The organism is Rhodococcus globerulus, assembly GCF_019334125.1.
In the GTDB taxonomy this organism is placed as follows: domain Bacteria; phylum Actinomycetota; class Actinomycetes; order Mycobacteriales; family Mycobacteriaceae; genus Rhodococcus_F; species Rhodococcus_F globerula.
This window is the reverse complement of sequence record NZ_CP079698.1, coordinates 3,866,219-3,889,952: the sequence shown is the minus strand read 5'-3', so window position 1 is coordinate 3,889,952 and position 23,734 is coordinate 3,866,219. Positions and strand designations below refer to the sequence as shown.

Genomic DNA, 23,734 nt, shown 5'->3' with positions numbered 1-23,734 from the left:
AGGAATTCAGTCTGCACTCCGGCGGGAGTTGAGCCGGGAAGCCTGGCGTGTGAGGTGGTCGCGTTCGGCGAGGTTGGTTGCCTTGTGCGCCGCCTCGCCGTACAGGTGTGCCGCCGTCGTGAGGTCGCCGTCGCGCTCGTGAAGATACGCCGCCACCGCCGTGTAGCGGGGCAGTGAGTTGTCCAGCCTTGCCAGTGCCGCCAGACCGGCGCGCGCTCCGTCAGCCTCTCCCACGGCGACCGCTCGGTTGAGGCGGACAACCGGGCTGTCGGTGAGTTGCTCGAGTTCGTCGTACCACTCGACGATCTGAACCCAGTCGGTTTCCTCGGCGGTGAGCGCGTCAGCGTGGAGTGCCGCTATAGCGGCCTGGGCCTGGTACTCACCGAGCCGGTCGCGGGCGAGCGCGGCGTACAAGGTTGTGATGCCCTCGCTGATCGCCTCGATGTCCCACCGGCTGCGATCTTGCTCCGCGAGGGGCACAAGTTTGCCGTCGGGCGAGATCCGGGCAGCCCGCCGAGCGTGGTGGAGCAACATGAGGGCGAGCAAGCCCGCCACTTCGGGGTGGTCGATTGCGGCCGCGAGCTGCCGGGTGAGCCGGATGGCCTCGGCAGCGAGGTCGACATCGCCGGTGTACCCCTCGTTGAAGACCAGGTAGAGGACTCGCAGGACCGTGGCGACATCGCCCGGCTGATCGAACCGCACGCCGGATACGGTGCGCTTGGCCCGGCTGATGCGCTGCGCCATCGTCGATTCGGGGACCAGGTAAGCCTGCGCGATCTGGCGGGTGGTCAGCCCGCCGACAGCCCGCAGCGTGAGTGCGACTGCGGATGACGACGTCAGCGACGGGTGCGCACACAGAAAGTAGAGCTGGAGTGTGTCGTCCACTGCGGGTGCGGACTCCCGCACGGCTTCTTCCTCGAGCAGCTGCTCACGCCTGGTGCGAGCAGCCTCCGCTCGGGTCGCGTCGAGGAATCGCCGCCAGGCGACGGTGACCAACCAGCCCTTCGGATCTCGCGGCGGGTTGTCGGGCCAGACCCGAACTGCCTCGAGCAGCGCATCCTGCACGGCGTCCTCGGCCGCCGCGAAATCTGCTCCGCGGCGGACGAGGATTCCGAGCACGCTCGGAGTGAGGCTCCGAAGCAAGACGTCGTTCATCTGTCGAAGTCAGTCGGTAATCGTGGGTGGCGCGGTCAAGAAGGGGCGCAATTCGAGCCACTCGTGGATCGGCTTTCCGCCGGCTCCGGGTGCTGCCGACAACTCACCCGCCAGTTCGACGGCACGGTCGTAGCTGTCGACGTCGATCACCATCCAGCCGGCGATGAGGTCCTTGGTCTCCGCGAACGGGCCGTCGGTGACGGGCGGTCGACCCTCGCCGTCGTACCGGACAAATGTTCCTGAAGGGGCAAGAGCCTGACCGTCGACGAACTCTCCCGTCCCCTCGAGCCGATCCGCGAAGTCCTGCATGTACTGCATGTGGGCCGTGATCTCTTCCGGTGTCCACTGATCCATGGGAACGTCGTTGACCGACGCCGGAGCGCCGCGGTAATGCTTGAGAAGCAGGTACTTGGCCATCGTGTTTCTCCTCGGGGTTGGTGCCACCATTCTGGTCGCACTTCACTACAGGGACGTAGCAAGCCACGGATTCTCGACATCATGCCGACAAGTTTTTTCGAGCTTTGTGTATGTGCTGGTGAAGCGTCTGAAAGCGGTGGTGTCGGCAGCGTGACCTACGGTGTTCGAGTGACTTCGCCGTGGACTGCCGGGCAGGTGGCATCGGTAGCTCCCGACGCCTCCTCGTTGGCAGCTGCGCAGAAACTGGCCGGTTCGTGGTCGCAGACCGGGCAGGTCGAGAACGGCCTCTGGGGACTGTGCCAGGGCAGCGGATCGAAGCCTTACCAGGCGATAGTCGACCTGAGCGGTCCCGCCTACAAGTGTTCGTGCCCCAGCCGCAAGTTCCCGTGCAAGCACGCGCTCGGCCTTCTCCTCGAATGGTCGACCGGACGCGTCCCGGTGGCATCGGAACCGCTCGACTTCGCTGCGGAGTGGTTGGCACAACGGGAGGGGAAGGCCGCACAGCAACCGGTACCTGCCGCCAAGGCAGTTGCCGATCCGGCCACAGCCCAGAAACGCGCCGAACGAGTGGCAAGCGGATTGGTCGAATTGGACCTGTGGATCACCGACCAGATACGTGGTGGCCTGGCATCGATGGATATCTCCTGGGAAGCGCTCGACGGAGTGGCCGCACGCATGGTCGACGCGCAGGCGCCGGGGGTTGCCGGAGCGCTCCGGTCGCTGGCCGGGGCGGTGGCCGGGGCGGAGAACTGGCCCGAACTGGTGTTGGGTGAACTCGTACGCCTGCATCTCCTTGTTGTTGCGCATCAGAGAATGGACCAACTTCCCGGTCCACTTCGGGATTCGGTGCGAGCGCACGTCGGATACCCGGTGTCCACCGAGAGTGTGATGGAACTGCCTGCTGTTCGCGAACTCTGGATGGTGATGGGTTCACGCATCACGGAGGAGAAGCGGCTCTTCACCCGCACCACGTGGCTCCGGGGGCGAGCTACGGGACGCTGGGCGATTTTGCTCGACTTCTCCCACGGTTCCCCCAACTTCTCGGGTGTCGTGCCGCCCGTCGGACATGTTGTCGACGCAGACCTGCACTTCTATCCCGGTGCGGCGGCGCTGCGGGCACGACTCGGAGCAACACATGGTGACGCGGAGCCGTTCACGACTCTGCCGCCGGGGAATATTGCGGCGGCGCTGGAGCACTACACCGACGCAGTCAGCGCTGATCCGTGGTTGCGGTCGTGGCCGGTTGTGGTCACCGATGTGACGCCGTCATATGTCGACGGATCATGGTTTCTGGTGGACAAGTCCGGTTCAGCGCTGCCGGCAGAAGGTGATTCACGCATGATGTGGACACTCCTCGGAATCTCCGGCGGGTATCCGGTGAGTGTCTGCGGAACGTGGAATGCACGATACATCGAGGCATTCTCGGTATTCGTGAGTGGTCAGGTGACGGCACTGTGAGCACTCTCATGTCGGCGGCTCTGCTCGGAACATCGCGTACAGCACCGAGTTTCGATGATCTCCCGGTCGATGTCCGTTCGGCTGCCACGCGACTTGGCGGCGATCCGGCAGTCGTGCTGCTGGAGGCGACGGCACTGGCCAGGGCCTACCGCGCCGGGGGAGCAGGTTCCGTCACTGCCGACCTGCCTGCGCCCGCGGAGGACGACCCGCGGCTGGTTCTCCCCGAATCGTCTTCTGTGCATCTGCTTTCCATGCTGGCCGCCAAGGCGACGCTACTCGACGAGTGGTTTGCGCTGGCGCTCGAGCGAAACTTCCGGGCACCGGATCATCTGGTCGCGGAATTACTGGCCTATGCACGAGCCAGTGAGGTCTACCGTGAGAGAATCCTGCGAATCGTCGGCGAGCGCGGACAGTGGCTAGCTGCCCGAAATCCCGAGTGGTCCATGCTGATTCGTAACCGCAGCGGCGGCGTCGACGGGTGGCGGCACGGAACGCCGGCAGAACGCCTCCGGTGGTTGGCCGATACCCGCCGGAGCGAGCCGGCGCAGGCGTCGGAAGAGCTGACACAATCCTGGGAAACGGAACGGGGAGAACACAAAGCAGCGTTTGTCGCAGCTCTCGTCACCGGATTGAGTGCCGATGACGTGCCCTTGCTCGAACGCGCCCTCGACGACAGGCGCAAGGATGTCCGGCGTGAAGCAGCGACGGTTCTCGCCCGACTGCCGCAGTCGCCTTTCGGTGAACGTATGGCTCGGCGCGTCCAGGAATGGGTGCGGATCGAACGAACACAGTCCGGTGTGCGACTTGTGGTCGAGGCCCCCGAAGAAATCGATGCGGCTGCGAAGCGCGACGGGATCGAGGATCGGCCCAACCCACACACCGATTACCGCGCCGAGTACGTACGGCAGGCGATCAGTGCAGCTCCACTGTCTTTGTGGAACAACATGATCGGTCAACCGTCGGCAGTTCTGAACCTGAGTCTCGACCGAACCTGGGAACCGATCCTTCACGACGCCTGGTCCACGGCCACTGTACTCCAACATAACTCGGAATGGGCTCAGGCGATTTTCCGCACGCGTGGTCTGTCCACCGACAGGCGCCTGCTCCCGATGATTCCGCCGCGCGATCTGGCCGATCTCCTCTTGTCGGGAACTGGTGACGCGAACATCCTGCATCCGGACCGGGCGGCGATCTTCCAGACGCTGCCTCGCCCGTGGCCGGACGACATCACAGCCTCCGTGGTGGCGCAGTGGGAACGCGCCGCGGCCAGGCGTGCAGATGGCGGGGCCAGATCTGCCGAGTTCTCGCGCTACAAGTACTCCGAGTCGCTGCGTCTTGCGCAGGCCAGTTTCCCGTACAGCGCAGTAACCGTGCTCGGCCGAGCTGCGGAACGTGCCCGTGATCTCGACTGGCAGCAAGCTTTTGTCAAGACCGCCAACGCCATTGTCCACCGCAAGACACTGCTCGAGGAGCTCACATGAGTGCCACTGTTGATCCGACCTCACTGATGCGTCCGCACGCCGAGCAGGAATACGCACATGAGTTAGCCGCACTGGCGGCGGCCGACACGCGTCCGCGGCCACCGTCGTGGAACCTCTCACCCTGGGCGGTCGTCACCTACCTACTGGGCGGCACTCTCGAGGACGGTACCGTCATTTCTCCCAAGTACGTGGGCCCGCGTCGGCTGATGGAAGTCGCCGTCGCGACGCTCGCGACCGATCGCGCACTGCTCTTGCTCGGAGTGCCGGGAACCGCTAAAACCTGGGTGTCCGAGCACCTTTCGGCTGCGATATCGGGGGCGTCGACGCTCTTGGTTCAGGGCACGTCCGGCACACCCGAAGAAGCCATCCGGTACGGCTGGAACTACGCGCGTCTGCTCGCCGAAGGCCCTACCGCTGGCGCGTTGGTGCCCTCGCCGGTGATGAACGCGATGGAAACCGGGAAGATCGCTCGAGTCGAGGAGTTGACGCGCATCCCGGCCGACGTGCAGGACGCTCTCATCACGATTCTGTCCGAGAAGACGCTTCCCGTGCCCGAATTGGGTATGGAAGTGCAGGCGGCCAAGGGCTTCAACCTCATCGCCACTGCCAACGACCGCGACCGTGGTGTCAACGATCTGTCCTCCGCATTGCGTCGACGATTCAATACCGTCGTTCTGCCTCTGCCTGCCAGCGAGGAAGACGAGGTGGCCATTGTGGCGCGGCGGGTCGAACAATTGGGTGTGGCGCTGGAGTTGCCACTCGTTCCGGCAGCGGCTGAGGAAATTCGTCGAGTCGTCACGGTATTTCGCGAATTGCGTTCCGGCACCACGGCAGATGGTCGGACAAAGCTGAAGTCCCCATCCGGGACGCTGTCAACAGCAGAGGCGATTTCGGTGGTCACCAACGGCTTGGCGTTGTCCGCGCACTTCGGTGACGGTGTCCTGCGCGCATCAGACGTAGCGGCCGGGATTCTCGGCACGGTGATCAAGGACCCGGTAGCGGACAGCGTGGTGTGGAACGAATACCTAGAGGCCGTGGTGCGTGAACGAGGCGACTGGTCCGACTTCTACCGGGCCTGCCGCGAGGTCACCGGGTGACATTTGCCATGCAGGACAGCAGGGTCCGAGTTTTCGGGATCCGTCATCACGGGCCGGGTTCGGCGCGTGCCGTTCGGCGCGGGTTGGAGGAGTTTGCTCCGGAAGTTGTCCTGATCGAAGGTCCATCGGATGCAGATCCACTGGTAATGCTGGCGGCATCGGAAACCATGTCGCCACCGGTTGCCCTGTTGGCGTATGCGACGGGCGAACCGTCGAAGGCCGCATTTTGGCCGTTTGCGGTGTTCTCACCAGAGTGGCAGGCACTTGACTGGGCCGCGAAAAACGGTGTGCAGGCCCGTTTCTGCGACCTACCGGCGCACAATATGTTGGCGGATCAGCGTGAACTGAGCACGCGTGAAGGAGACCCGCTGGCCGAGTTGGCCGCGGCTGCAGGTTACGACGATACCGAGCGTTGGTGGGATTCCGTCATCGAATCCAACTCGGGTACAGGTAGCTCGGATGTCTTCGATGCGATCACCGATGCGATGGCGGCACTTCGGGAGACCGTTCCGATTGACGAGGAGACGGCGCACCGTGAGGCGTACATGCGTCAGGTGCTGCGAAAAACACTCAAGGACGGCGCGCAGCGAGTGGCCGTCGTGTGCGGTGCGTGGCATGCGCCCGCGTTGGTGGGCCCGCTCGGTCCCGCTTCGGTGGATGCTCGAATCCTCAAGGGAATGACCAAGATCAAGACGTCGTTGACGTGGGTTCCCTGGACGCATTCGCGACTGGCATCCGTATCGGGGTACGGCGCGGGGATCACCTCGCCGGGTTGGTATCACCACCTGTTCACAGCGCAGGACAAGACTGTTGCCCGCTGGCTGACCAAGGTTGCCCGGGTGCTTCGCGCCGAAGATCTGCCGATCTCGAGTGCACACGTCATCGAAGCGGTGAGACTGGCAGAAGCATTGGCAGTCATACGCTCTCGGCCTCTGGCCGGCTTGTCGGAAGTGACAGAGGCGACAAGGTCGGTGATGTGCGACGGTAACGACGTGTTGCTCGATCTGATCACCCGAAAACTGGTGGTCGGTGAGTCTTTGGGTGAAGTGCCTGAAGAAACTCCGACGGTTCCGCTGGAAGCAGACTTGCGGGCCAGGGCAAAAACGCTGCGTCTCAAGCAACAGGCGGGCGCGAAGAACCTTGATCTGGACTTGCGCCGCGACATCGACGTCGAGCGTTCACGATTCCTGCACAGGTTGGCTCTCCTCGATATCGACTGGGGTGTGCCGGCGGAGGACGAAGTGCGTTCTACGGGTACCTTCCGGGAAACGTGGGCATTGCAATGGAAGCCGGAATTTGCGGTGTCGGTGATCGAGGCATCGCTGTGGGGAACAACGGTATCGGTCGGAGCTGCGGCCAAAATCGAGGCACGAGTTCAGGCACCCGATATTGCGCTCGCTGCGCTGATCGAACTCTTGGAACAGTGCCTCCTCGCTGATCTTCCGGACGCGCTGACCCGGGTGCTGACGAGTGTCAAAACTGTTGCAGCTCTTGATCATGACGTAACACATCTGATGGCAGCGCTGCCGATACTCACACGCACCCTGCGCTACGGTGACGTGCGCGGTACCGACGTGTCTGCTCTGACGGAAGTTGCCGACGGACTGTTGGTTCGAATCTGCACCGGCCTGCCGGTGGCGGTTACCGGACTTGACGACGCGAGCGCCGAAGAGTTCCGTGATCATCTCGACAAGGTGCACGCGGCCGTGTTGATGCGCGACCATCCGGAGTCCATCGTGCGATGGCTGAAGGTGGTCTCAGGTCTCATCGACCGTGACGACGTCAACGGGATTCTGACGGGTCGGATGGTCCGATTGCTCCGTGATGCCGGATCGATTTCGGAATTCGATGCGGCGCAGCGGTTGTCACGGGCGCTGTCCATCGGTAGCGCGCCAGTGGACAAGGCAGGGTGGGTCGACGGTTTCCTCGGCGGCGGTGGGCTGGTCCTGGTGCACGATCGAGCGCTACTGGACTTGATCGACAGTTGGGTTGGGCAGCTGCGTGAGCAGGATTTCATCGACACCCTCCCGTTGCTGCGCCGGACGTTCGGTGCATTCGAGGCGGGGGAGCGGCGCGCGATCGGGCAGGCCGTGCGCGGTGGCCGTGTCACCGAGACCTCAGTCGAGACCGATGCAAGACGCGGCCGGGCAGCGATGGCTGTCGTTTCGGATATCTTGGGGGTCAACGCATGAGCGATGACGATCAGCGGCTGCGGCGATGGCGCTTGATGCTGGGTGAATCCGCAGAGGAGTCGACGGGCGGACTCGGCTTGCCGGGAGACTCGCAGATGGATGCCGCTCTGGCCGCTCTCTACGACAGTTCGAAACCTACGAAGGGAACTCGGCGCTCAGCGGGGTTGGGTGCGTCGGCGCCAAAAGTTGCACGGTGGCTGGGCGATATCCGTACCTACTTTCCCAGCACCGTGGTTCAGGTGATGCAGAAGGACGCGATAGAACGACTCGGACTGACGCACCTGCTGCTGGAACCGGAACTGCTCGATGCCGTCGAACCTGATGTGCACTTGGTGGGCACCCTGCTCAGCCTCAACCAGGTGATGCCGGAAGCCAGCAAGGCCACCGCCCGGATGGTGGTGGGCAAGGTGGTGCGCGAAGTGGAGGAGCGCATTGCTCAGAAGACCAGAGCAGCGGTGACCGGGGCGCTCAGTCGTGCTGCCCGGACGTCCAATCCGAAGCTGCGAGACATCGATTGGAACCGCACCATCGCGGCGAACTTGAAGAATTACCTGCCCGAGTATCGCACTGTGGTGCCGGAACGACTGATCGGCTACGGACGGAAATCCACGGCCGTACAACGTGACGTGGTACTGGCCATCGACCAGTCGGGTTCGATGGCGTCCAGTGTTGTCTACGCCTCCGTCTTCGGCGCAGTCCTGGCGTCGATGCGCGCATTGAAGACGTCGCTGGTGGTCTTCGATACCGCGGTGGTTGACCTGACGGAGAAATTAGCGGATCCGGTGGACGTGCTGTTCGGAACTCAGTTGGGCGGCGGCACCGACATCAACCGAGCGATCGCCTATAGCCAGTCGTTGATCTCACGGCCGTCCGAGTCGATGTTCGTGCTCATCTCCGATCTGTACGAGGGCGGAATTCGCAACGAGATGCTTCGACGAATGGCCGCGATGAAAGCAGCAGGGGTGCAGGTGGTGGTGTTGCTGGCCCTCTCCGACGACGGTGCACCCTCGTTCGATCACGACAACGCCGCCGCTTTGGGCGGGCTGGGCATTCCTGCTTTTGCGTGTACGCCGGACAAGTTCCCGGAGTTGCTTGCGGTGGCGTTGGAACGCGGTGACGTCGGTGCGTGGGCAGACAAAAATCGCCCTGCTTGAAAGAACACATGTTCGGGTATTCCCTCGCGATGACCCGTGCGCAGACATCGGCAACACAAGCAGGTTCTGGTTTGGTCCTCGCAGTGTTGGCATGCGGCCAATTCTTGATGACTCTCGACAGTTCGGTCATGAACGTCTCGATGGCGACCGTGGCCGCGGATGTCGGGACCACAATTACCGGTATCCAAACCGCTATCACGCTGTACACCCTGGTGATGGCGACCCTGATGATCACGGGCAGCAAGGTCGGTTCGATGATCGGCCGGCGGCGGGCCTTCGGGTTGGGGCTGGTCATCTACGGGGTCGGGTCGTTCACGACGGCGATCGCGCCCAATCTTGCCGTGTTGCTGATCGGATGGTCGCTCCTCGAGGGGATCGGTGCGGCATTGATCATGCCGGCGATCGTGGCGCTGGTGGCATCAAACTTTTCGGCGGAAAAGCGTCCGGCCGCATACGGATTGGTAGCGGCCGCCGGAGCGATGGCAGTTGCCGTCGGACCACTGATCGGGGGCGCTGTCACAACTTTCGCGTCGTGGCGGTATGTCTTCCTCGGCGAGGTCGTCCTTGTAGTTGCGATCTTGTTGGTGTTGCGAAAGGTTGCCGATGTTGCCCCCACCAAGGGCCACCTCGACGGTGTGGGTTCCCTATTGTCAGTGGCAGGCCTCGGCATGATCGTTTTCGGTGTTCTGCGTTCGAGTGAATGGGGTTGGTTGCAGGCCAAACCCCAAGGGCCGGAGATGCTGGGGATGTCGCCGGTCGTGTGGCTGTTGCTCGGTGGGATGTTGGTTGTCTACGGCTTCCTCCGCTGGGAAGCGTGGTTGGTCAGTGTAGGTAAGGAACCACTTGTCGATCCGGACATGCTGAGGAATCGGCAACTGACAGGTGGGCTTTCGATGTTCTTTGCCCAATTCCTCGTTCAAGCGGGCGTGTTTTTTGCGGTGCCGCTTTTCCTGTCCGTGGTTCTCGAACTGAGCGCACTCGAGACCGGGGTGCGAATCCTGCCGTTGTCGGCAGCCCTGGTACTGGCCGCGATCGGAATTCCGAAGCTCCGGCCGACGGCGAATCCCCGTCGCGTCGTCCGCATCGGGTTGTTGTCGATGATTGTCGGCATCCTGTTGTTGGTTGCCGGGATGGATCCGGGCGCAAATGCCGCGATCGTGATGGTTCCGATGTTGTTCCTCGGGTTCGGTTTGGGGGCGCTGTCGTCACAACTCGGAGCCGTCACGGTGTCGGCGCTGCCGGACGACAAGAGCGCAGAAGTAGGTGGATTACAGAACACTGCAACCAACCTCGGTGCGTCGCTGGGAACGGCGTTGATCGGATCGGTGCTGATCGCAACACTGACAACGTCGGCAATTGCCGGGATCGAGGACAATCCGGCTGTTCCAGCAGCGGTACAGCAACAAGCCACGACGAATATGGTGTCCGGTGTTCCATTCCTCTCGACCACCCAACTTCAAGACTCCTTGGCGCAGGCCGGCGTGAACGAGCAGACTTCTGCGGCGATCGTCGACGTCAATTCCGAGGCCAGACTCGAAGCTCTGCGTGTTGCTTTTGCCGTCGCAGCGTTCCTTGCCGTCGCGGCGCTGTTCGCGACCGGCCGGATTCCGCGGATACCGGTCGGGTCCGACGATCGAACGAACGGAATTCCTGCCTCCGACTGACAACTGCTTTGCGTCGTTCACGTCGAGAAATGGCGATCTTCGGGAACTGGAAACTCGCAGTCGGCTAACGTCGAGCGAAGAAACAGCCAAAAAGTCTGGAAAGCTCCATTCAACCGGCAATCCGATCGGTATGGCGACAAAGGAGGAACCGATGCCCGGACACCAGCGTCCGGCTGCGATCCGCCACGGTCTCAGGCCACCTGAATGTTGAGTTCTGTCCGACAAACAAGTCGCCGGGCGGCATTGCCGGAATCCGAGCGCAGCGACTTCTTCCGCCGCCAGGTAGACGAGGCCGTCACCGTCGCACCGTTGGCGAACTTTGCCATCATGGCCGGCATCAGTTCGGTGCTCGTGTTTGTCATTCCTCCGGAGCAGCACCTGATTCGCTGGGTCGGCGCGGTGGCGATTCTTCTTGTCTTCCTGAACTCGACTTACACGTGGGTCTCGTTGCGCCAGAAGCGAGCGCAACGATCTGTTCGCCGGGACTACATCGGTCTGATGTTCGAGGTTGTAGTCCTCGGAGTCCTCGACGTCGTTCTGTTCGCGCTGCTGTTTTCCGAGACGGCAACCGATGACGTGATCCTGATCGCGACAATGGCCGGTCTCATGGGCGCCGGAACCATCAATTTCTATACGCTTCGTTCAGCCAGTCTGACCTGGATATATATCCACGGTGTTGGGTTGTTCATCATCTTCCTGTCCCACACGAAGCCGTATCTCTCGGTCTTGATGCTTCAACTGGTGATCTACACGTTTGCACTCACAATCGGTGCGCTGTATCTGTCCGCGTCGTTCAAGCGGAGGTGGCTCGCCGAGATGCAAGCCGAATCGGAACGTCAGACAGTGGCCTTGTTGCTCGACGGATTCGAAGGTGGATCACGCGACTGGCTGTGGGAAGTCGACGCTGCGGGACGCTTCACCCACACGTCGCCCCGGTTCGCCGAGGTAACGGGGTTAGCGGTTGGCGAGCTACAGGACAGGACTTTCGATCAGATGCTCGACCAACTTGCCATCACCTCCAGCGCGGAGGGCCGGAAGGCAGTTGATCTGTTGGTCGACAAGTTCGAACGCCAGGTGCCCTTCGGCGATCTGGTGGTGTCAGTCCGCGTCGACGGCGTTTGCCGTTGGTGGTCGCTCTCCGCAAAGCCACGAATCCGCGAGGACGGTGAAATGCTCGGATGGCGCGGCGTCGGTTCCGACATCACCGAGTGGTACGTCCGCGAGCAGGATATTTTGCGGCAGGCGGAGACCGACGCCCTGACGGGACTGCCCAACCGGCGAGCATTCGGACAAGCGCTGGAGCAGGCAATCGCGGACCGTGACGAAGGCCAGGTGCACGTCGCGATCCTCGACCTCGACAACTTCAAATCCGTCAACGACACGCTGGGACATCCGGTGGGAGACGGGTTGCTGCTCGCGGTCACCGAGCGACTGTGCGCCGTAGCGGATTCGGATGTGTGCGCGCGCATGGGTGGTGACGAGTTCGGATTCATCGCCCGGATGCCCGCAGGCCAGAGCGAGCGAGGCGCATTCGAACGATATCTCGACGTCCTGCACGATCCGTTCTTCGTCGACGGCAACCGGATCGAGGTACGCGCGACCATCGGCTTCGCGACCAACCCGAATGACTCCGCCGACGTCGACGAATTGGTCATGCTCGCTGATCTTGCCTTGTACGAGGCCAAGTCGACAGGACGTAACCGGGTGGGCCGATTCTCCCCGGCGCTGCGGGCGCGGGCATCGGAGCGCGCCACCGCTCAACAGGAGCTCGCCCGTGGAATCGCGGCCGACCAATTCGAACTTCACTATCAGCCCCAGGTAGACGCGGTGACCGGTCAGGTGGTGGCGTTCGAGGCATTGATTCGGTGGAACCATCCTGTGCGAGGTCAGCTCGGACCACGCCAGTTCATCGGAGTGGCTGAAGAAACCGGGATGATCATTCCCCTCGGGGCGCGGGCCTTGGAGCTTGCCTGTACGGCTGCCGCGAATTGGCCAGACGGCATCGCGGTCACCGTCAACGTCTCATCCGTTCAGCTGGTGTCCACGGGCTTTCTTGCCACCGTTGTCGATGTATTGAGAACCACCGGACTCGAACCGCATTTGTTGCAGGTCGAAATTACCGAAACCGGGGTCGTCGACGATCGGGCTGTCGCAGATCTGCACCGATTGCGCGAGCTGGGGGTCACCGTAGCTCTGGATGATTTCGGTACCGGATACTCGTCTTTCGCGACTTTGCAGAGGCTGCCCATCGACGTCCTCAAGATCGACCGCGTGTTTATCGTCGACTGTGCCGACCAGCCGATGGCGGTGGTGCAATCGGTGGTCGAACTTGCCGGAACACTAGGGATGAAGTCGTTGGCTGAAGGCGTCGAAACGGCAGTGCAATTGCGACGTGTTCAAGCCGCGCGGTGCCAACTTGTTCAGGGCTTTTACATCAGCAAGCCCCTGGATGCGGCGAATTTGGAAGAATATTTTGCCGCAACGAAGACTGAATCAGGCAGCCATATTCATCCATTCGTCAGATTTCCGTAGCCCTCAAACTGTTTCCTCCGGCGGCTTTCGCTTGATACATCATCGAGTCCGCGACATTCGATGCCACAGATATTGCGGACGATCCACCGGTCCAGGCCTTCGACCCCGCCGGCATTATCACTGCCCCGACGCTCACGGTGGTCGGGACGAGATCGGAATGATCCGAAATTGCAGAAGTGATGCCGTCGATCAACGTGCCAATTTCTTCGTGACATCCTGAAATGACAGCCAGGTACTCTTCGCCGCCCACCCGCCCTACGACGCCCTGATCTCCTATATGCGTCTTCAAGCGGTTGGCAGTGCGAATAATTACTTGGTCGCCCTCGGAATGCCCGTGAAGATCGTTGACCATTTTGAATTTGTCGATGTCGACGACTATGAATGCCAGGCATTTTTCCTGTACCCGGGCCGAATCGAACAAATCGATGACCGCAGCGTCGAGGCCGCGGCGGTTGAACAGTCCGGTCAAAGGATCACGATCGGAATCGCGGGCATCGCGGTAGAGGGTTCGCCACGTCAAATGCGAGAAAATCGGCACGATGGTCACGGCTCCAAGTAGAACGGTGGCTCGGGCCGCGATGGTCGTGGGGTCGACGGTTCCTTGTTGATAGGCGAGCACGAGGATGAGGGTGGTGATCGACGTTGCAAAGATTACGTGCGTCATAAGCCATCTCGCACTGACGAACAGCGTTGCGAAGGTACCGCTTATCGCAAAGATGATGCACCCGAACAATGCCGAGTCGCGGTCGGGGACAAGAAGAATTGCCGACGCGATTCCGAGGTCGGCGAATATGCCGAATGCGAGCAGTCCGCGTCTACCGGGAAATGGCAGCGTGAACCAACAGGTCATGACGATAAGCGATCCGATGACCATGCAGACCGACAGGAATTTGCCGGCACTGGCTGTCGGTGCATCGGGTCCGATCAATTTGAAGAATGCGCCCGATCCGAGGATGGCAGTCATTACGCCAAGCAGGCCACGGAAGATCGGCGCGATAGCGCGACTTGATCGTTGGTTACTTATCCACTCGTAATCGTGTGGTTCGTCGAACCATTCCTTGAGCGTGCGCCACGAGGTGTTCCTCGAACGCACGCTTTCCGAACTGGACATGTGGTTCATTCTCGCATTCAAGTTCGGGAAGGCATGGCAATCAGTCCCTCAGTGCAGTTTCAGCTCAGATACTGGTGGTTCGGACGCCGTTTCCTCCGGCAGCCTTCGCCTGGTACATCATCGAATCGGCGACGTTCGACGCAACCGAGATTGCTGACGATCCACCCGTCCATGCTTTCGACTCGGTTGGCATGATCGCCACTCCGACGCTCACCGTTGTGCGTATCGGGTCCGGGTAATCGGAGAGTGCCGGAACAATGCCTTCGGTCAACGTAATGATCATCTCGGGTGGCCCCGCTATGACTGCGAGGTACTCTTCACCGCCGACTCGACCGACTACGGCCCGTTGACCGAGGTGAGCGCTGAGTCGGTTGGCTGTTCTCTGGATTACCCGATCGCCTGCGGGGTGCCCGTGTACATCGTTGACCAACTTGAACTTGTCGATGTCGACCACGATGAATGCAAGACACCACGCATCATCGCGGGCCTGATCGAACAGAACCGTAACCGCCGCGTCGAGTCCACGACGGTTGAATAGACCGGTCAGGGGGTCGTGGTCCGATTCGCGGGCATCTCGATACATCATGCGCCACGTCAGATGCGAGAAGATCGGGAGAAGGGTTACTGCGGCAAATAGGACCAATGCGCGGGCAAGGAGTGTGCCGTGGTCGACTGTTCCCGCACCGAAAGCAAGAACAAAAACGATGATGCTGACGCCGGTAGCCCAGGCTACGTGTCCCAGAAGCCATTTAGCGCTGACGAACAATGTCGCGTAAGTACCGCTCACGGCAAAGGCGATACACCCGAAAGTCGCTGAATCGCGATCAGTCACCATGAGAACCGCCCCAGCCAGACCGATGTCGGCAAAAATTGCAAAGGCGATAAGTCCACGCCGTCCGGGGAAGGGGCGAGTGAACCAAAGTCCCGCGATGACAAAACAACTGACGACCACGATCGCCCCCAGGTATTTCCCGAGTGTTGTCGGCGGCGCGTCGGGCCCGACGAGTTTAACGAGCGCGGTAAGACCGAAGATCATCGACATGATGCCGAGCAAGGCGCGACAGAGAGGCTGAATCGCGCGGCTGGAGCGCTGGCGTTTCATCCATTCGTAGTCGTGCTCCTCGTGGTACCACTCATTGAGCAAATTCCATGAGTTACCCCCTGTTGGAAGATGGACAGGGGTGCGCATGACACCTATTTTGGCATTGAATTCCAGCGAAGAAAAACTAACAATCACCAGGTTGATTTGTTCGGAGAGTCGCGGGGATCAAGTGCATGAATACTTCGGGGAACTGACTTTGTGCATGTTTTCGTGAGAACCGAAAATAGGTCGCAGCGATGAAGGTTTTACCGTTTCCCTGCCAGTAATCGACCCGACCGTGCCGCACTTGCACCGGCCAATGTCGCGGCACCGACGGTGATCATCGCGCCAAGCAGAATTGCTGCAGGCTCACCGTCGCCGAGCACGCCGAGCTGCGAGCCAACTGTTACCGCGGCAACGGGAACACCGAGCTGCGCAGCAGACAATATGCCGAGCGGAAGAGGTAAACCCATTACCCGAACCACGGCATGCACTACGAGCGTTGCCATGCCTAAAGACACACCGAGCCAGATGGACGACGGATTGCTGACGAGGTCCCGAAGATTGATGGAAGCGCCGAGCCACACGAAGAACAGCGGCGCAAAAAAGCCATCCGTGACGGCGAAGAGCTGTTTCGCCAGGCGCCGGGGCTCACCGATCGCCGCAAGGACCAAACCGAAAGCAAAGCCCGCGAGCATGACGGAGACGTGAGTGGTTGTTGCCAGCGCCGCCAGAGAGAACAGGATCACCAGATTGATCCGCAGTTCGAGGGCGAACTTACGCTTCTCCGAGAACTTGTGGAGCCGCCGCCATGCTCCGGAACGGTGGAATGACCGGAGCCCGAAATAGAGCACGACCGCAGCGGCGATGACGGCGAATGCACCGAGCCCCGCACGCACCGCGTTACCGGGATCGATTACGAGCGGCACCGCCACGATGCATGCCGTGTCGGCGATGGCGATCTGTGCCGTCATCTGCAGAACGGATGTTCCACCAAGTGCGAGTGAATCTACGATCGGAAGAATAAGTGCTGCAGACGAAGACGCTATGAGCACCGCGTACAGAAAGGCGTGACCGGTATCGAAAACCGATGCCACCGCGTACCCGGCGACAGCGGCCAGAACCCCGACCATCACCGCGCGGACCGCGCCCTTACCCATCGCCGACCGAACCGCAGGATCGCGAACGGGGACGTGCGAGCCTGCCACCAACATCGTCAACGCAAAACCGATATCGGCCATGAACGTGAAAGTGTGGTCAGTCGCATCGAGCAATCCGAATCCGGTGACCCCGAGAATGACACCTGCCGCCAACTCGCCTACGACTACCGGGATATGCCAGCCTTCGCGTGCCGCCAGCAGCGGCCCGAGTAGCCCGGCGAAAGCAACCAATGCGAGTACGTCGAATGTCACCAATGATCTCCTCGCCGTTTGGTGCCTGTGCCCAGGGGTAATCATCGCATTGGGGGATGACGGGGGGATTCGACCAGGAGGCGGTACCCATGAGAAGGATCGTCGCCGCAATCGCGGCGCTGTTCCTGTCGACATTTGCCTTGATCGGGTGTGGTGACACCAGCACCGATTCCCACGGCAATCACTCTGCCGAGATGGGAGTGACCGCTGCAAACGCACAGGCAGCGGAAATTGTGATCAACGGCTTCGAATACTCCACACCGGCCCCCGTGATGCCGGGTCAAACTGTCACGGTCCGCAACAACACTGATGACGAGCATTCCGTTACGTCTGATACACCAGGGTTGTTCGACGTCATTGTCAACGAGAACGAAGTCGCACGTCTCACAGCGCCCGAGGAACCAGGGTCCTACGCGTTCCACTGCACCTACTTCTCGGACATGCACGGGACCTTGACCGTGGAGGATTGAGAGGAAGTGATCAGCCCCCTTCCGAGCGAAAGGTATCTTGGTCGCCTTCAATGCGCCGAAAGGTACTTTCGCTCTGTTGGGAGGGATGAGTTTTGCCGTAAATAACCGGCCCGGAAACAGTTCCGGGTGTACGGTATGCGGGTGCGCCGGAGACTGGTAATCAGTATCGTCACGTTAGTGGTTTGCGCCTTCGGCTTCGCGCCGCCCGCGCTCGCAGACAGTACGTATTCGTCACAGCTTCTGTACTTTTCGGTTCAGGTCGGCCCCGATCGGGCTACGCAGTGCACGGTTGTCGGCGAGCTGACCATCCCTGACGGCGTCAGTGCCGGAAATCGGGCGCCGGCGATCCTGACCACCAATGGTTTTGGCGGATCGTACAAAGATCAGATACCGATGGTGCAATTTCTTGCCGAGAACGGGTACGTGGGTCTGACGTATTCGGGCCTCGGCTTCGGCGGAACCACCTGCAAGATCACCCTCGATGCTCCTGCATACGACGGCATCGCCGCGTCACAGTTGGTCAGCTTCCTTGGCGGCAGCGAAGGAATTGCATTCACTGATCCTGGTCTGACGCAACCATTTCCGGCTCTAGACGTGGTGGTTCGAGACTCGGTGGACCACAACGGAGCGCCGTCGATCAACGATCCTCGCGTCGGTATGTCGGGCGGATCGTACGGTGGCGGTATTCAATTTGCCGCTGCCGGTGTCGATCCGCGCATCGACACGATCATCCCGATGATCACGTGGAACGATCTGTCGTATTCGTTGGCGCCCAACAGTACCGGCATCGTCACCGGCGTCTCGACGGTGGAACCCGGTGCGTCCAAGGTGCTGTTCGCGTCGTTGCTGTTCGGATTGGGAGTCACGAATCCTGGTGTCGACGGGTATATCGCCGATCCCGCGCGGCTCGAGGGTTGCCCGAACTACGTGTCGTACATGTGCAATGCCATTGCGCAGGCAGTGGTTACAGGTGAAGTGGGTCCGAAGATAGTCGCGGATCTGCGGGCGTCGTCGGTCGCGTCCTACATTGATCAGATCAAGATCCCGGTGTTGCTCGCGCAGGGGCAGCAGGACACTCTGTTCGATTTGAACGAGGCGACGGCCACCTATGAAGCGCTGAAAAGCCGTGGTGTGGATGTGAAGATGATCTGGCATTCGTGGGGGCACAGTCACTTGGCTGCTGCGCCAGGCGAATTCAGCTTCAGTGCTCCGGACGCCGAAACTCAGTACGAAACAGGCCGATTCCTCGACTGGTTCGACCACTATCTTCGGGACGAGAACACCGAAACCGGGCCGGAATTTGCTTACTTCCGTAATTGGATCGACTACGAGGGAAATGCAGCGCCGGCCTATGCGACGTCGAATACCGTGAATGTCGGCAGCAACCGGGACTTCCATCTCTCCGCGGATGGCGCACTGCTGCCAGGCGGTGTACCGCCGGTACCCGGAGCGAACACCATAATCACCGCTCCGGCGGGGCTTCCGACCGGCATCGAACCGCTCAATATCGCTCCGGCAGGCAATATTCCGAATGTGCAGATCCCCGGAACCGAGGCCTTGTGGACCTCGGCTCCGATGACCGACACAATGGACGTTGTCGGTTCGCCGACTGTCACGTTGCGGGTTGCGGCGCCCGGCCAACCGGTGGTGTTCGCCAAGGTGTACGACGTGGCGCCCGACGGAACCTCGACGTTGATCAACGGTTTGATCGCGCCGATCAGGATCAGTGATCCGTCGCAACCGGTGCCGGTGACCATGCCCGCGATTGTCCATCGTTTCGAACCCGGTCATGCTGTGCGACTTGCGATCACAGGGGGAGACATCAGCTTCCGGGGCGGTCTGGCCGGGATGCCGGTGACGATCTTTGCCGACGCCTCAGGCCCGCTGCAGCTTCCGGTGGTGGGCTAGCCGGCCGTCACTTCAGATATTTGCCCAGCTGTCCGGCCCGAAGACCTCGTAGTGGATATTCTGCGCCGGAACATCGCGTGCTATCAACGATTCGCGCATGGACAGCATGAACGGCATCGGGCCGCAGAGGAATGCCTGTGTGTTCGGCTCGAGTTCGATCTCACGCAGATCGGCACGTCCTTCGTGAACAGCGCCGAGGGGTGCTAACGAACCGAGGTCTTCGTACCAGCGGTGCAGTGTTGCGGCCGGGATCTTGCCGACCAGCTCGCTGAGTTCAGCTCGGTGAGCGTGATCAGCGATGGAGCGATCCGCGTGAATTACCGACACCGAGCGCTGAGCGCCGGTATCTACGAGATGATTGAGCATGCCGATCATCGGCGTGCATCCGATTCCGGCAGACGCGAGCAGGAGCGGCGAATCGTCCTCCGGCATCATCAGATCGCCGAACGGCGTGGTTACCGACAGTTCGGAATCTTCGAAAGCGTTGTTGTAGAGGAAGTTCGATACTTCGCCGTCGGGCGTGCCCGAAATCCTCTTCACGCTGATGCGCCAGTCGGCACTACTCGGCACGGAACAGAGGCTGTATTGCCGGATTTGCCGAGCGCCGTCGGGGAGGACTACCCCGACTGAAAGATACTGTCCGGGAGCGAATGTGGGGAGAATGCTGCCGTCGAGTGACGTGAGTGTCAGTGACACGGTATCGGCAGACTGCAATACGCGTTCGGTGATTCGCACCGTCCGCCAGACGTCTCCGGGTTCGACTCCGGCGAGCTGATAGAGCCCACGCTCCATGGTGATCAACGTTTCCGCCATCAGCCAGTAGACCTCGTCCCACGCCTTCGCGACATCGGGAGTGACTGCATCGCCGAGTATTTCGACGATTGCGGCGAAGAGGTGCTCGTGCACAATTACATACTGGTCCGGGGTGATTCCCAGCGACGCGTGCTTGTGGGCGATACGCGAAAGGATCAGATCGACCTTGGCGCTGTCGGGTTCGAGCTGGAGTGTCGCGAAGGCGGCGATCGCTCCGGCGAGGGCTTTCTGCTGTTCGCCTTGCTTTTGATTACCACGGTTGAACAAATCACGTTCGAGTTCGGGCTGGGCCTCGAACATCTTGCGGTAGAACAGCGTTGTGATTTCTCCGATGGCGGCGCCGACCACGGGGAGGGTGGCGCGAATGACCTCGGTTGACGCACTGGAAAGCATGAGATGCTCCGTTCGGTCGAAATTCGGTTGTTCAGCCTGCTTCGTCGCTCCGAGTGGTGAGGCGAAGCAGAACATTTTTGGACGGTTGGCGCGTCACGTCTTCGATCGTGACTCCGTCGAGTGAGGCAAAAAATGCCTCTTGCGCGTCGTGGAGTGCACTCCGCAGGAGGCATCCGCCGCGCAGAGGGCACGGTTTGTCGCCTTCGCAGTCCACAACCTCCCCGGGCCCTTCGAGGCGTCTGGCGAGCCAGCCGATGGTGGCGGTCCGACCCAGCTCGGTGATGGAGAGCCCGCCACCGCGCCCGCGTTTGGTGTTGACTATGCCCAGTTCGCCGAGTCGTGTGACCACTTTGGTTGCGTGGGCGTACGACACGTTGAGCTGCTCGGCAATTACCCGCGTACTGGGGGAGGCGTCGGCGTCGAGTACGGCCAGCCGCATGACGACGCGCAATCCCAGGTCGGTGAACTGCGTCAGTTGCATGACCTGAATCTACATAATTCGCATCTGAGATGACTATTTATGTGAGGGGGATCTCGAGCTCAAAGGCGGGTGGCCGAACCGCCCGGGGCGACGTGAAGAAAACGGGGCGGTTGCCAGGTTCGCGCTGTAAAGGCCTCGCAGATGGATGCGGTGACAGCGGCGGACTTCCCCGCCGGCATCAGTGCGATGGCTGATCCGCCGAATCCGCCGCCGGTCATCCGGGCAGCCACAGCGCCGCCGAGTCGGGCAGCGGTGACCGCGACGTCGAGTTCATTGCACGAGACTTCGAAGTCATCGCGCAGCGAAGCGTGGGAGCTGTTCAGCAGTGAACCCATGTCGCCGAATCTTCTGATGCGCAGAAGTTCTGCGGCCGACAACGTTCGGTTGATTTCTGTAACCACATGCCGTGCCCGCGCCCGGAGTATCGGATCGCTCAGGGATTCAGCCTGCTCCGCGGTGGCTTCTCGTAGACTGGTGATGCCGAGAACCGCTGCTGCATCTGTGCATTGGGTGCGGCGCAGCCCGTACTGTCCGTCCGCAAGTGAGTGTTTCACGCGCGTGTCGATGACCAAGAGTTCGAATCCGGCATCGCGGAGGTCGAAGGGAATGTGTTCGATAGATCCGTCCTGGCAGTCGAGTAACAGGGCGGTCGACGGCTTGGCGAACATCGCGATGGTTTGATCCATGCCGCCGGTCGGTGCGCCGACGCCGTCGTTCTCCGCTCGAATACACACCTGCACCAGCTGATCCCTGGTAAGGCTTGCGCCCTGAAGATCATTGACCGCCAGTGCAACTGAACAGGTCAGGGCCGCTGAACTGGACAGACCTGCCCCTACCGGAACCGACGAGTCGATGACCAGATCGAGGCCGGCAACGGTCATGCCTTCGCGGGCGAGTGACCACAGGACTGCTGTGGGATAAGCCGCCCAGCCTGCTCCGATCTCGCCGACGGCTCCCACATATGTCTCGTCGGACTGCCTGCTGTGTATGCGAACTGTCTGGTCGTCGCGCAGGGCAACTGCTACCAGCGTCCGCTGCTCGAGAGCGACGGGCAGACATAACCCGCTGTTGTAATCGGTGTGCTCGCCGATCAGATTGACGCGGCCCGGCGCCGACCACACGCCGGTTGCCTGATATCCGTACGCGTTGTGGAACTGATGGAGTACAGAATCTTTCGATACGGAACTCATCAGGCGAGCTCACGTAGGCGGGTCGCAACTGCCTCCGGCACCGTGTCGCTGATCCAGGCGCCCATCGCCGATTCGGACCCGGCGAGATACTTGAGCTTGCCGGGTGCACGCAGGATCGAGAACAACTGCAGGTGCAACCGCCCGAGGTGCCGGTCGATGCGGATCGGGGCCTGATGCCACGCCGCTATGTACGGCACGCGGTCGATTCCCGGGTAGAAGCTGTCGATACGCTGGAGTAGGTCTTGATAGACCTGCGCAAGCTCTTCGCGCTCTTCGGTATTCAGTGACGGGAGGTCGGGAACATCGCGGTGCGGTGCCAGATGAATCTCGATGGGCCAGCGCGCGGCGGCCGGGACGTAGGCACTCCAATGCTTCCCGGAGTACACCACCCGGGCGCCGTCTTGTCGTTCGAAGGCCAGGACGTCCGCGAGGAGTGAGCGTCCGGTGCTCTGAAAGTGCTTGTCCGCCTGAACCAGCATTGCCTGGGTTCGCGGTGTGACGTAGGGGTAGGCGTAGATCTGTCCGTGGGGATGACTGAGAGTCACACCGATCTCTTCTCCGCGGTTCTCGAAGCAGAACACCTGCTCCACCGACGGATCCGCCGACAACTCCTCCGTTCGCGAGATCCACGCGCCGACGATAGTGCGCAGGCGTTCGGCAGGTAGTTCGCCCACCGACGCGGTGTGATCGCTCGAGAAGCACATCACCTCGCAATGGCCGACCGCGCGCCGATCATCGGGCCCGAAGCGGTTGGCGGACAATAATTCGTCTTGCGCGGGCACAAAACTGGGAAACCGGTTCTCGAACACTGCGACGTCGTAGTTCGCCTCGGGTATCTCGGTGGGCGCGCCGGCTAGAGTGGTGGGGCAGAGCGGGCATTCGGCTGTGGTGGGCAGGTGCGTTCGCGTCATACGATGCGACGCCATCGTGATCCACTGGCCGGTCAGTACGTCGTAGCGCATCTGCGACTCGATTGTGGCGGACGGTAGTTCGCGTAGATCGCGGGCGGTCCGCGTGTGGGTGGCGCCCGCGTCGTCGAAGTAGAAGATGTGTCGACCGTCGGCCAGCGTACGACGCGTCGGACCGGGCGCTGGCGTCATGCGTCAACTTCCCATTCCAGAACACCCTTGCTCACAACGGGTTTCCACACTCCGATGGTGTCGCCCGTCTCGAGTGCGGTGGCGTGGGCCGCCAGCATGACCGAGACAGACGCCCAGATCGGTCCGCCGTTGTCGGTCCCGTCCGAGGCGTATTCGGTGACGCAATGGTGCAGGGCACCGCCCCGTGTGTCCACGAAAAAGTGGTACTCGTCCAGTCCGGCGAAGGGAATGAACGTCGGAATGAACATGTTTGCAGCAGTACCTGCATCGTCCCGATCGCGTCGATCCATTTCGTCTGCGGGATAGAGGTCGGGATTCTCGTAGATCGTCTCGTCCCACGTTTCGAGCAGCGTGAGACGAACCTCCGTCGCGACGTCGATGGGGTACAAGAACTTGTCGGGAAGAACGCTTCCGAGAAAGAGTCCGGTCCTGTCGTCGTGAGTCAGGCTGCCGTTCTGGACTCGATAGAGGTCACGCAGATCCTGGGGCCAGGAAACACCGGTCGACGCCTCGAACTCGTCGATGATGTTGTCGCTGAGTCCTGGTTGAAACGCGGCAGCCGTCACCGGTGCGTGTGTGCGGCACCAAGTGGTGATTCGACCCCATTCGTCTGCAACGCTCATGG

At 61.4% G+C, this 23,734-nt stretch carries 19 protein-coding genes; 9 read left to right on the top strand and 10 right to left on the bottom strand.

The genetic code is table 11. From position 1 onward, the window contains the following. Nucleotides 1-6: 6 nt before the first annotated feature. Entirely contained in the window at nt 7-1,155 is a 1,149-nt protein-coding gene (locus tag KYT97_RS17705; RefSeq protein ID WP_172937089.1) for an RNA polymerase sigma factor, read from the bottom strand. 9 nt (nt 1,156-1,164) lie between these two features. Beyond that, nucleotides 1,165-1,572: a YciI family protein gene (locus KYT97_RS17700; protein ID WP_095887364.1), complete on the bottom strand. Its 408-nt coding sequence runs from the start codon at nt 1,570-1,572 to the stop codon at nt 1,165-1,167. Nucleotides 1,573-1,740: 168 nt separating this feature from the next. Here KYT97_RS17700 and KYT97_RS17695 point away from each other — a divergent pair, with 168 nt between their 5' ends. From KYT97_RS17695 to KYT97_RS17665, 7 genes are all read left to right on the top strand, one after another. Then, the gene (locus KYT97_RS17695; protein WP_095888041.1) at nt 1,741-3,030 is read left to right on the top strand and encodes an SWIM zinc finger family protein; all 1,290 of its coding nucleotides are present in this window, start codon (nt 1,741-1,743) and stop codon (nt 3,028-3,030) included. Then, nucleotides 3,027-4,511: a DUF5691 domain-containing protein gene (locus KYT97_RS17690; RefSeq protein ID WP_095887363.1), complete on the top strand. Its 1,485-nt coding sequence runs from the start codon at nt 3,027-3,029 to the stop codon at nt 4,509-4,511. The genes KYT97_RS17695 and KYT97_RS17690 overlap by 4 nt, the downstream gene beginning before the upstream one ends. After that, complete coding sequence (locus KYT97_RS17685; protein ID WP_095887362.1) at nt 4,508-5,608, top strand: ATP-binding protein; 1,101 nt, start codon at nt 4,508-4,510, stop codon at nt 5,606-5,608. Before KYT97_RS17690 ends, KYT97_RS17685 begins: the two co-directional genes overlap by 4 nt. A gap of 8 nt (nt 5,609-5,616) precedes the next feature. Beyond that, nucleotides 5,617-7,800 (top strand): DUF5682 family protein, encoded by a 2,184-nt coding sequence (locus KYT97_RS17680; protein WP_181317482.1) that lies wholly within the window; start codon nt 5,617-5,619, stop codon nt 7,798-7,800. Further along, nucleotides 7,797-8,954, top strand: a complete 1,158-nt coding sequence (locus KYT97_RS17675; protein ID WP_219110345.1) for a VWA domain-containing protein — start codon at nt 7,797-7,799, stop codon at nt 8,952-8,954. Before KYT97_RS17680 ends, KYT97_RS17675 begins: the two co-directional genes overlap by 4 nt. Nucleotides 8,955-8,983: 29 nt before the next feature. Continuing rightward, complete coding sequence (locus KYT97_RS17670; protein ID WP_033233869.1) at nt 8,984-10,618, top strand: MFS transporter; 1,635 nt, start codon at nt 8,984-8,986, stop codon at nt 10,616-10,618. Between the two features lie 204 nt (nt 10,619-10,822). Continuing rightward, entirely contained in the window at nt 10,823-13,150 is a 2,328-nt protein-coding gene (locus KYT97_RS17665; protein ID WP_045065512.1) for a putative bifunctional diguanylate cyclase/phosphodiesterase, read from the top strand. On the opposite strand, the gene KYT97_RS17660 is transcribed toward KYT97_RS17665, so the two are convergent. From KYT97_RS17660 to KYT97_RS17650, 3 genes are all read right to left on the bottom strand, one after another. Beyond that, on the bottom strand, nt 13,137-14,261 hold the full coding sequence (locus tag KYT97_RS17660; protein WP_072782667.1) for a GGDEF domain-containing protein: 1,125 nt from the start codon (nt 14,259-14,261) through the stop codon (nt 13,137-13,139). The two genes, KYT97_RS17665 and KYT97_RS17660, sit on opposite strands and share 14 nt — an antisense overlap. A 64-nt stretch (nt 14,262-14,325) precedes the next feature. Next, nucleotides 14,326-15,363, bottom strand: a complete 1,038-nt coding sequence (locus KYT97_RS17655) for a GGDEF domain-containing protein (protein WP_245005858.1) — start codon at nt 15,361-15,363, stop codon at nt 14,326-14,328. Nucleotides 15,364-15,608: 245 nt separating this feature from the next. Further along, nucleotides 15,609-16,754 carry a cation:proton antiporter gene (locus tag KYT97_RS17650; RefSeq protein ID WP_095887359.1) on the bottom strand — a complete coding sequence of 382 codons (1,146 nt, stop codon included), beginning with the start codon at nt 16,752-16,754 and terminating at the stop codon, nt 15,609-15,611. Between the two features lie 89 nt (nt 16,755-16,843). Between KYT97_RS17650 and KYT97_RS17645 the strand changes: the two genes are divergently transcribed. Together KYT97_RS17645 and KYT97_RS17640 are read left to right on the top strand one after the other, a co-directional pair. Next, on the top strand, nt 16,844-17,224 hold the full coding sequence (locus KYT97_RS17645; RefSeq protein WP_033233666.1) for a cupredoxin domain-containing protein: 381 nt from the start codon (nt 16,844-16,846) through the stop codon (nt 17,222-17,224). Nucleotides 17,225-17,350: 126 nt separating this feature from the next. After that, nucleotides 17,351-19,132 carry a CocE/NonD family hydrolase gene (locus tag KYT97_RS17640; protein ID WP_219110343.1) on the top strand — a complete coding sequence of 594 codons (1,782 nt, stop codon included), beginning with the start codon at nt 17,351-17,353 and terminating at the stop codon, nt 19,130-19,132. A 12-nt stretch (nt 19,133-19,144) separates the two neighbouring features. On the opposite strand, the gene KYT97_RS17635 is transcribed toward KYT97_RS17640, so the two are convergent. From KYT97_RS17635 to KYT97_RS17615, 5 genes are read right to left on the bottom strand one after another with little or no spacing between them, the layout of a single operon-like run. Next, nucleotides 19,145-20,338, bottom strand: a complete 1,194-nt coding sequence (locus tag KYT97_RS17635; RefSeq protein ID WP_141486834.1) for a globin domain-containing protein — start codon at nt 20,336-20,338, stop codon at nt 19,145-19,147. A gap of 31 nt (nt 20,339-20,369) precedes the next feature. Then, on the bottom strand, nt 20,370-20,819 hold the full coding sequence (locus KYT97_RS17630; RefSeq protein ID WP_033233664.1) for an RrF2 family transcriptional regulator: 450 nt from the start codon (nt 20,817-20,819) through the stop codon (nt 20,370-20,372). A gap of 59 nt (nt 20,820-20,878) precedes the next feature. Beyond that, on the bottom strand, nt 20,879-22,009 hold the full coding sequence (gene galK / locus KYT97_RS17625; protein ID WP_095887357.1) for a galactokinase: 1,131 nt from the start codon (nt 22,007-22,009) through the stop codon (nt 20,879-20,881). After that, nucleotides 22,009-23,109 (bottom strand): galactose-1-phosphate uridylyltransferase, encoded by a 1,101-nt coding sequence (galT, locus tag KYT97_RS17620; RefSeq protein ID WP_219110342.1) that lies wholly within the window; start codon nt 23,107-23,109, stop codon nt 22,009-22,011. Before galT ends, galK begins: the two co-directional genes overlap by 1 nt. Next, on the bottom strand, nt 23,106-23,732 hold the full coding sequence (locus KYT97_RS17615; protein ID WP_045065499.1) for an SMI1/KNR4 family protein: 627 nt from the start codon (nt 23,730-23,732) through the stop codon (nt 23,106-23,108). Before KYT97_RS17615 ends, galT begins: the two co-directional genes overlap by 4 nt. Nucleotides 23,733-23,734 lie beyond the last annotated feature (2 nt).

Bases quoted from the DNA above. Each gene is read 5' to 3' on its own strand.
- KYT97_RS17705 (WP_172937089.1), bottom strand. From the start codon at position 1,155: ATGAACGACGTCTTGCTTCGGAGCCTCACTCCGAGCGTGCTCGGAATC.
- KYT97_RS17700 (WP_095887364.1), bottom strand. From the start codon at position 1,572: ATGGCCAAGTACCTGCTTCTCAAGCATTACCGCGGCGCTCCGGCGTCG.
- KYT97_RS17685 (WP_095887362.1), top strand. From the start codon at position 4,508: ATGAGTGCCACTGTTGATCCGACCTCACTGATGCGTCCGCACGCCGAG.
- KYT97_RS17680 (WP_181317482.1), top strand. From the start codon at position 5,617: ATGCAGGACAGCAGGGTCCGAGTTTTCGGGATCCGTCATCACGGGCCG.
- KYT97_RS17675 (WP_219110345.1), top strand. From the start codon at position 7,797: ATGAGCGATGACGATCAGCGGCTGCGGCGATGGCGCTTGATGCTGGGT.
- KYT97_RS17670 (WP_033233869.1), top strand. From the start codon at position 8,984: ATGACCCGTGCGCAGACATCGGCAACACAAGCAGGTTCTGGTTTGGTC.
- KYT97_RS17665 (WP_045065512.1), top strand. From the start codon at position 10,823: ATGTTGAGTTCTGTCCGACAAACAAGTCGCCGGGCGGCATTGCCGGAA.
- KYT97_RS17660 (WP_072782667.1), bottom strand. From the start codon at position 14,261: ATGTCCAGTTCGGAAAGCGTGCGTTCGAGGAACACCTCGTGGCGCACG.
- KYT97_RS17655 (WP_245005858.1), bottom strand. From the start codon at position 15,363: ATGAAACGCCAGCGCTCCAGCCGCGCGATTCAGCCTCTCTGTCGCGCC.
- KYT97_RS17645 (WP_033233666.1), top strand. From the start codon at position 16,844: ATGAGAAGGATCGTCGCCGCAATCGCGGCGCTGTTCCTGTCGACATTT.
- KYT97_RS17635 (WP_141486834.1), bottom strand. From the start codon at position 20,338: ATGCTTTCCAGTGCGTCAACCGAGGTCATTCGCGCCACCCTCCCCGTG.
- KYT97_RS17630 (WP_033233664.1), bottom strand. From the start codon at position 20,819: ATGCAACTGACGCAGTTCACCGACCTGGGATTGCGCGTCGTCATGCGG.
- galK (WP_095887357.1), bottom strand. From the start codon at position 22,009: ATGAGTTCCGTATCGAAAGATTCTGTACTCCATCAGTTCCACAACGCG.
- galT (WP_219110342.1), bottom strand. From the start codon at position 23,109: ATGACGCCAGCGCCCGGTCCGACGCGTCGTACGCTGGCCGACGGTCGA.
- KYT97_RS17615 (WP_045065499.1), bottom strand. From the start codon at position 23,732: ATGAGCGTTGCAGACGAATGGGGTCGAATCACCACTTGGTGCCGCACA.